Here is a 9,056-nt window from a genome sequence, read left to right on the forward strand (position 1 = left end):
AACCGCATCAGTATAAAGCATCAAAGCAACCTCCGCACAAAGGGCACCGACCCAGTCATTGGGGACTACTCATTGGGGACAGACTTAAATGACCAGTCGTTGTAGTCATTGGGGACATTCTTGGTTTAAGACTGGTCATTTAAGTCTGTCCCCAATGAGTAGGTGCGGAAAGGGTGTGAATGTTTGATTAACGCGATATGATGTGCCCTTGCATATAGAGCTCGGCGGAATGGTAACGGTCGCCGGGACACGTATTTTGAAAGGGGCTATCATGCCAGAAGAACTTCGTTCCATCCCACCCCAACACGGGTCCTTTGTTTTTACGTCGGAGTCGGTGACCGAAGGCCATCCCGATAAGATCGCCGATCAGATCAGCGACGCCGTCCTCGACGCAATCCTCGCTAAAGAAATAGAGCTGCAGGAGCAGGGCTACATTGCGCCCAACGGCGTGCCCGCCAACGTGGAGAACGCCCGCTGCGCCTGCGAGACCCTCGTGACCACCGGCACGGTCATCGTTGCCGGCGAGATCCGCACCCAGGCATACGTCGACGTGCAGGAGATTGCCCGTGGCGTTATCCGCCGCATTGGCTACAACCGCGCAAAGTTCGGTTTTGACTGCGATACCTGCGGAGTTATGAGCCTCATCCACGAGCAGTCGCCCGACATCGCCCAGGGCGTCGACGAGTCCTTCGAGACCCAGACCGGCGCCACCACCGACCCGATCGATCTGATCGGCGCCGGCGACCAGGGCATGATGTTTGGCTATGCCTCCAACGAGACCAAGACCCTCATGCCCATGCCGCACTACCTGGCGAGCCGCCTGGCCGAGCGCCTGGCCGCCGTGCGCCACGACGGCACCCTGCCCTACCTGCGCCCCGACGGCAAGACCCAGGTCACGGTGCGCTACGAGGACGGCAAGCCCGTCGAGGTCACGACCATCGTCATCTCCACGCAGCACGCCGCCGAGATCGAGGACATGGGCAAGATCAAGGACGACCTCATCGAGCACGTCATCGCCCCCGTCATGGCTGCCGAGAACATGCCGTGGGACGGCGCCGATATCTATGTGAACCCCACCGGTCGCTTTGTCGTGGGCGGCCCCATGGGCGACACGGGCCTCACCGGCCGTAAGATCATCGTCGACACCTATGGCGGCTACGGCCGTCACGGCGGCGGTGCCTTTAGCGGCAAGGACTGCACCAAGGTCGACCGCTCCGCCGCATACGCCGCGCGCTGGGTCGCCAAGAACGTGGTGGCCGCGGGCCTGGCCGACCGCTGCGAGGTCGAGCTGGCCTACGCTATCGGCGTGTCCAAGCCGCTGTCTATCATGGTCGACACCTTCGGTACCGCGCATGTTGCCGAGGACAAGATCGTCGAAGCCGTCGAGAAAACCTTCGACCTGCGCCCGGGCGCGATCATCCGCGACCTGGATCTGCGTCGTCCTATCTACGAGAAGACGGCAGCCTACGGCCACTTCGGTCGCGAAGACGCCGACTTCACCTGGGAAAAAACCGACCGAGTCGAAGAACTCAAAGCAGCCTGCGGCCTGTAAGCTAACGAGAAAAGCCACAGCCAAATAACAACGCACCAAAAGAAGTACCGCCCCCAAGCGGTACTTCTTTTTTATTAACCGGTGGTGAAGATGAGCCGACCTGGGACGCAGAATAGGTCACCAGCTCATGAATTTTGCAGCACGAGCGCCTCTACCATGTATCCTTAGTCCCGAGGGGCGGGGCATAAGGTCGATCGCGAGTTCCGCACGAGCCGGAGAGCACTTAATGTGCTCTCCGTGCGAGCAGGACTGTCCGAGTAGGCGACCTTATGCCCCGCCCCTCGGGACGACGGGATAGAATAGGAGCAGCCATGGCAGGCAAGCCGCAAACACTAGCTACGACCTCGGCATTCGAGATCTTGGGGCCCGTCATGGTCGGCCCCAGCTCATCGCACACCGCCGGCGCCCTGCGGTGCGCCCAGGTTGCCGCCAGCCTGCTCGAGGGCCGCATCACCAAGGTTACCTTTGGCCTGTGGAACTCCTTCGCGCACACCTACCGTGGCCACGGCACCGACCGCGCGCTTGTCGCGGGCATCCTGGGCCTCGACACCGACGACGAGAATATCAAGCAGGCCTTCGACCTCGCACGCAAACAAGGCCTCGAATATCACTTTGACATTAAGGGCGACGACGCCTCCATCCACCCCAACACCGTCGATATCGAGATGTTCGACGACAGGGGTGCCACGGCACAGGTCCGCGGCGAGAGCCTAGGCGGCGGCAAGATGCGCATCAGCCGCATCAACGGCGTCGGCGTCGACATCTCGGGCATGTATTCAACGCTCTTCGTGGCGCACCAGGATGTTCCCGGCGTGCTCGCCGCACTCACGAACCTACTCGCCTACGTACACGTGAACATCGCGTTTTGCCGCACCTACCGCACCGAGGTGGGCGGCCAGGCCTACTCTGTCTTTGAGACCGACGGCGTCCCCGACGATACCGTCATTCCCATGCTCCGCAAGCTCGACAACGTCGACTACGCCACCTTTATTGAACTCCCGGGCTCGGCATCATCGCTCTCCCCCGGCGTCTCGGCCAAGGAGATCTTCGATGACGGCGAACAGCTGCTCGACGCTTGCAAGGAGCTGGAACTCAGCATCGGCGCCGTCATGGCCGTGCGCGAAGCGCGTCTGACCGGCGAGGAGCACGCCGTCGCCGCGATGCGCCGCGTGCTCGACGTTATGCGCGAGGAGACCACGGCCCCCATCGCCAATCCGCAGCGCTCGCTCGGCGGGCTCATCGGCGGCGAGGCGAAGCTCGTCGATGCCACCGGCCGTAACGATTTGAGCACAAACCTGATGGGCACCGTTCAGACCGATGCCGTGGCCCGCGCGATGGCCGTGCTCGAGCGCTCCGCCACTATGGGCGTGATCGTCGCCGCCCCCACGGCAGGCTCCGCGGGCGTCGTGCCCGGCTGCGTGCTGGCACTTGCCGACCACCTGCAGCTCGACGACGAGCAGGTCATGGACGCCCTCTACTGTGCTGCCGCCATCGGCCTCAACCTCACCACGAGCGCTTGCGTCGCCGGCGCCGAGGGCGGCTGCCAGGCCGAGGTGGGAAGCGCCGCCGCGATGGCCGCCGCCGCGCTGGTGCAGATGCTCGGCGGCACCCCCGAGCAGGCACTCGACGCCAGTTCCATCGCGCTGAGCAATCTGCTAGGCCTCGTTTGCGACCCCGTGGGCGGACTTGTTGAGGTGCCGTGCCAAAACCGCAATGCCATCGGCGTGGCCGCGGCCTTCAGCTCGGCCCAGCTCGCGCTCGCCGGCATCAAGAGCCTGGTGCCGTTTGACCAGATGGCGCATGTGATGCTCTCGGTGGGCCACGCCCTGCCGGCAACCCTGCGCGAGACGGCCAAGGGCGGCATCGCTCAAGCCCCGGCCGCGCTTTCTGCCTGCGCCAAATGCGGCATATGCGGATAGGCAGACTTCTCCAAACTGATACTGTTTCCGCACCACAAACAACAGGCTAATCGCTATAATGCAAGCCCAGTTAAAACACGATGAGCCGCAAGGCGAAACTCGAAGGAAATATAAACGATGTCGCAAATCGACCGCAGCAACATGATTCCCGATCCGCAACAGCCCAGTAGGCATACTGGCGGCGTCCAATCGCCGCGCCCCATCGCGCCGGCCCACACCCAACAACACGGCCCGGCCAATGCCTCCCAGCGCCCGAATCAGCGTCAATACCAGCAGCATCAGCAATACCAGCAGCGCCCCGCACAGGGTCCCGCCCCCAAGCAGGGCCCTTCGCACGCTCGCGCGGCAAGCAATCGCGGGCCCGCGGACAAGCGCATCAACAAAACCAGCAAGTCGGGCGGCAAGACGGCCCTCTTTGTCGTCCTCGGTCTCGTCGCGATCGTCTACATCGTAGGCGTCGTGGCGTTCTCGCAGGTCGCTTACCCCAACACTACCATCGCCGGCGTCGACATCTCGCTCTCTAACGCATCTTCGGCAGCCACCAAGGTCAACTCGGCATGGAAGCACTACAAGCTCACCGTGTCGGGCGATGACTTTAGCTGGATCTACCAGCCCGAGTCCGACGAGCCCATCGTCGATGGCGAAGAAGCCGCCCACGAGATTATCAACAAAAACGAGCCGCTGCTGTGGCCATCGCGCCTCCTCGCGTCGCTCGGCGGCAAAACCGTTAGCGCCACCAAGAACGACTCGGTCGACTTGGACCAGGACGTCGACCTGTCCATGCTCTCCGATGCCTTTGACCAAAAGCAGTTTGAGGAGGACCTGGGCAGCGCCATCGACGAGTTCAACGAGGGCCGCTCGGGCACCTTCGAGGCCACCAGCTCCTATGACGAGAAGGCCGGCAAGTTCACCGTTGAGAAGGCCCGTTCCAACGAGAAGATCAACCGCGAGCATGTCATCAAATATGCCGAGATCGAACTCGCGTCGCTCGCCGAGAACGTCGATATCACCAAGATCGGCAACGACGCCTACGAACCGCTCAACGGCACCCTCACCAACGACCAGATTCAGGCTGCATGCGATGCCGCCAACAACTTCCTGGGCGTCAACGTGACCCTTAAGCTCAACGGCAATGATGCCGGTAAAGTGGACGGCAGCTCGGTGCTGCAGTGGATCAGCTTTGCCGATCCGGCCAACCCCACGCTCGATACGTCGCAGATCGGCAGCTGGGCCGCCGAACTCGCTAACGGCTTTAACACCGTGGGATCCACCCGCTGGTGGACACGCGCCGACGGCAAGGAGTGCGCTGTCGAGGGCGGCGACTTTGGCTGGTCCATCGACAGCGACACGCTCGCCAAGCAGGTCGAGGACGCTATCAATAACAAGCAGACCGGCGATATCGAGATTTCGTACTCCAAGAAGGCCGACACGTTTACTGCCAAGGGCGAGCCCGATTGGAAGGCCTATATCGACGTCGACCTGTCCGAGCAGCACGCGCGCTACTACGACGAGAACGGCAATATCGTGTGGGAGGCCAACTTTATTTCCGGCAAACCGGGCGAAGACGCCACCCCGGAGGGCGTGTGGCAGATCAACAGCAACGACGGCGCAAGCAAGCTCATCGGTGCTAAAGACCCCGAGACCGGAAAGCCCAAATACGAGAGCCCGGTCAGCTATTGGATGCCGTTCGAGGGCAATATGATCGGTTTCCACGACGCCACCTGGCAAAACGACAAGAGCTTCGACAACGCCGAGTCCTATAAGTGGTGCGGCAGCCACGGCTGCATCAACCTGCGCCTGGCCGATGCCAAGGCGCTCCACGACTGCATTAGCGTTGGCCTGTGCGTGGTCGTGCACTCGTAGGGAAACACGCCTTCACACAACGGGGAACTGACGCTCCAATCTAACAGTTCCGAAAGATACCGCTATATGCGCCCGGCCATCGCGACGGGCGCATATAATTATCGAGGAACTTTCTATTAAGGAGACGCCATGTCGAATGTCCCCACCATTACCCCGGGACCGAATGATGCCGATCGAACGCCCGAGGGTGCCACCGAAACGCTTCCCCTCATAACAAACGTGCACGCCGCACGGCAAAACGGCAGCACAAGCGATACAACCGAGATTTCTGACGAAGAGGCCTACGCCAAACTCAAAGCGAAGCGTGCCGAGCGTCGGCGCAAAAAGCTCATCCGGCGCGGCATTGCGGCCGGCGTCGTGGCCGCCATTGTGCTCATCGCCGTTGTCGTGACCTCAGTCATCAACGCACGGCCCGCAGGAACCAACGGGCCGGTGACCGACATGGTCACCGAGGGCACGTTTACGACCACCGTCGAGGCTAAAGGCCAGCTCAAGCCCATCTCGGCTTCGGTGGTCTCCCCTTCTGTCGACGGAACGGTGGCATCAATCAACGTGCAAGCCGGCCAGTCCGTCAACGAGGGCGACGTGCTCATGACCATTAAAAACGACGAGCTCGATCGCAACGTTGCCGAGGCGCAGCGCGCGGTGACAGCGGCACAGGAAGACCTCGCCAACGCGAAGAAAGCCGCAGCTGCCGCGCAGGCCGCCCCAACGACGGATGTCGATGGAGCTTCCGCAGCGACTGGCGTCTCCGCCGCATCAGCGGACACGAACGCCGTATCGGCCGCGCAGCGCAGCCTCGCATCGGCCCAGGCAAACCTCGATCAGGCTAACGCCAAGGCCGCCAGCCGTACGGTCACGGCCCCGAGCTCGGGCAACATCGTGGAGCTCAACGCCAAGGTGGGCGCCACGGTAACAGGAGGCATGATCATGGGCGAAGGCGACACGAGCGGCGGCAAACAGTGCATGCAAATCGCCGACCTGTCCAAGATGAAGGTGACGGTTCAGGTGGGCGAAAAGGATATCGCCAAAATTGCCGTGGGCCAAAGCGCCAACGTGACCTATCCCGCGTTTCCCGATATCGTGAGCCAAGGCACCGTCACGGCTATCGCCTCGGTGGCAAACTCCGACTCCTCCTCCGGGAGCGGCGGCAGCGTGACCTTTAACGTCGACATCCTCATCGAAGCACCCGACAGTCGCCTTAAGCCGGGTATGACTGCCGAGGTCTCGGTAGTGACCGAGAAGCTCGACGACGTGGTGATGGTGCCGACCATGGCGCTGATGACCGAAGATGGCGAGCACTATTACGTCAATCTGGCCACCGATTCGGAAGGCAAAAAGACGCGCCGCGTGAAGGTGACCGTCGTGACGCAAAACGATAACGACGCCGTGGTCGGCAAAACGCAGGTCAAGCGCGACGACCAGGGCAACGAGATCAACCCAGACGTCCCGGTTACCAAGCTACGCGACGGCGACACCATCGTGACGGATACCGGCACAGGCATGACGGCAGACGGCGGCGACAACATGCCTGCCGACGAGGGCAAGTAATGCGTCCCGTCATCGACATCCGCAACGTGCACCGCATCTTTGAGAGCGAGGCCGGTTGCGCCCACATCCTGCATAACGTAAGCCTGGCAGTAGATCCCGGTGAGTTCGTCGCCATCACCGGCCCCTCGGGCTCGGGCAAGTCGACGCTCATGAACATCCTGGGCTGCCTGGACAAGCCGACGGCAGGCGATTACTACCTGCAGGGCCTCAACGTGGCGGAGCTCGACGATGATGAGCTCACCGAGGTGCGCGCGCTGAGCATCGGCTTTGTCTTTCAAAGCTTTAATCTGCTGCCGCGCCTGACGGTGATCGAAAACGTCATGCTGCCGCTGTCCTACACCAATGTGCCGCGTAGCCAACGCGAGATGCGCGCCGTGCACGCGCTGCAAGCCGTCACGCTTCCGGTCGACCATTGGGACCATCGCATCTCCGAGCTCTCGGGCGGACAGATGCAGCGCGTCGCCATCGCGCGCGCCCTCGTCAACGACCCGCCCATCATCTTGGCCGATGAACCGACGGGAAACCTGGACTCCGCCACCGGAGCGCTCGTGATGGAGACCTTCCACAAGCTCCAGGAGCGCGGCAAGACCATCGTGCTCATCACGCATGATCCCGGCATTGCCGCCGAGGCCGACCGCGCCGTAACCATTCGCGACGGACGGATTCACGACGGTGCATATATCGCGCATACACCGAATACGCTCCGCGGGGCCGTCAACAATCTGCCCGTGATTTCTACAACCACCAATCAGCCGAAAGGAGCGAAGGCATGAGCACCCGCGATCTCGTCCAAGAAGCCCTTCACTCGCTCGAGGCCAACAAGGGACGCAGCCTGCTCACCATCCTGGGCATCGTCATTGGAATCGCGTCGGTCATAGCCATGACCTCGCTTATCGGAGGCATCCAAAACAGCCTAGTCAACAGCCTGGGTCTTAACGCCGCCCGCATGGTGCAGATCTATTCGTCCCAAGAGCTCACCGATTCGGACGTCGAGAAACTGCGTAAGATGGTGCCGCAAATCGAGCAGATCGGCATTGTCGACAGTGCCTATTCCGAGTACAAAGTCGGGGATAAAAGCTATACCGTCATGGCACACGGCGTCGATAGTGACATGCTCGATGCCGTGGGCGCCAGCAAGATCGTCGAAGGGCGCACCTACAACGGTATCGAGTCGAAATCCGGTGCGCGCGTGGCGCTCATCGGCCGCGGCGGTGCCGAGCAACTGTACGGTAACGAACAGGACGCACTCGGCAAGACCATCAAGGTGTCGAGCGGAGAAGTGCAAATTGTCGGCGTTATCGATGGTGGCAGCGAATCCATGGGTTCGCTGAACCTGTACATGCCACGGGCCGCGATCGCCGAGCTCTACGGCGATGACAATCCGTCGTTTCCGAGCGTGACGGCGCTCGCCGCCGAAGGCACGGATATGGATAAGCTCTGCAAGACCATCGAGTCCAAGGTGCGTAGCATAAAGGGCATCTCGAAGGACGACGAGTACGATAGCGTATCGGTAAGCTCCATGAAAAGCGCTATCGACTCCCTCAATTCCTTTATGGGCGCCTTCTCGCTCATCATGGGCGCCGTTGCCAGTATTTCGCTGCTCGTGGGCGGTATCGGCATCATGAACATGATGCTCACCAATGTGACCGAGCGTATCCGCGAGATCGGTATTCGCCGCGCGCTTGGTGCAAGCCGACGTGATATCACCTCTCAGTTTTTGGCCGAATCCTCGGCACTGTGCATCACCGGCGGCATTCTCGGTGTTGTGATCGGCTATCTGCTGGCATGGGGGCTCGCGTTTTTTGCCGCCAACTCGAGCATTATGAGCGAGTTTGGAGCCAGCGGGACGATTACGCCGAGCTTTTCCCTTACGACGGTGTTGCTCGCCTTTGCGGTTTCAGTCGGCATCGGCGTAATCTTTGGCTTCTACCCCGCTCGCCGCGCGGCAAAGCTCAACCCGGTGGAGTGCCTACGCTACCAGTAAGTCACCACCAGCTACCAGTAAGCCACCACCAACAAGTTGCGGTGAATTAGGGACTGAATATGCTATCTAGCAGCAAAAACAGACACTATTTCACCGCAACTTATTGAAGGGCTGTTTGCGCCAGTTCTGGGCGTCGTCCTCGAGCTATTGATGGATGACGGGCTTGTACGGGTCGAGCTTGCTCGGG

At 61.4% G+C, this 9,056-nt stretch carries 6 protein-coding genes; all 6 read left to right on the plus strand.

All coding sequences use genetic code 11. The features are described 5' to 3' along the window. Positions 1 to 271 precede the first annotated feature (271 nt). Entirely contained in the window at positions 272 to 1,552 is a 1,281-nt protein-coding gene (gene metK / locus DWV43_RS00165; protein ID WP_117816735.1) for a methionine adenosyltransferase, read from the plus strand. A 311-nt stretch (positions 1,553 to 1,863) separates the two neighbouring features. Continuing rightward, a complete protein-coding gene (sdaAA, locus tag DWV43_RS00170; RefSeq protein WP_117816736.1) occupies positions 1,864 to 3,471 on the plus strand; it encodes an L-serine ammonia-lyase, iron-sulfur-dependent, subunit alpha in 1,608 nt (535 codons plus the stop codon). 117 nt (positions 3,472 to 3,588) lie between these two features. Next, the gene (locus DWV43_RS00175) at positions 3,589 to 5,334 is read left to right on the plus strand and encodes a L,D-transpeptidase (RefSeq protein WP_117816737.1); all 1,746 of its coding nucleotides are present in this window, start codon (positions 3,589 to 3,591) and stop codon (positions 5,332 to 5,334) included. 129 nt (positions 5,335 to 5,463) lie between these two features. After that, positions 5,464 to 6,885: an efflux RND transporter periplasmic adaptor subunit gene (locus tag DWV43_RS00180; protein WP_117816738.1), complete on the plus strand. Its 1,422-nt coding sequence runs from the start codon at positions 5,464 to 5,466 to the stop codon at positions 6,883 to 6,885. Beyond that, positions 6,885 to 7,658: an ABC transporter ATP-binding protein gene (locus DWV43_RS00185; protein WP_117816739.1), complete on the plus strand. Its 774-nt coding sequence runs from the start codon at positions 6,885 to 6,887 to the stop codon at positions 7,656 to 7,658. The genes DWV43_RS00180 and DWV43_RS00185 overlap by 1 nt, the downstream gene beginning before the upstream one ends. Continuing rightward, the gene (locus DWV43_RS00190) at positions 7,655 to 8,869 is read left to right on the plus strand and encodes an ABC transporter permease (protein WP_117816740.1); all 1,215 of its coding nucleotides are present in this window, start codon (positions 7,655 to 7,657) and stop codon (positions 8,867 to 8,869) included. The genes DWV43_RS00185 and DWV43_RS00190 overlap by 4 nt, the downstream gene beginning before the upstream one ends. Positions 8,870 to 9,056 lie beyond the last annotated feature (187 nt).

This window comes from Collinsella sp. AF05-9 (assembly GCF_003465595.1).
Lineage (GTDB): Bacteria > Actinomycetota > Coriobacteriia > Coriobacteriales > Coriobacteriaceae > Collinsella.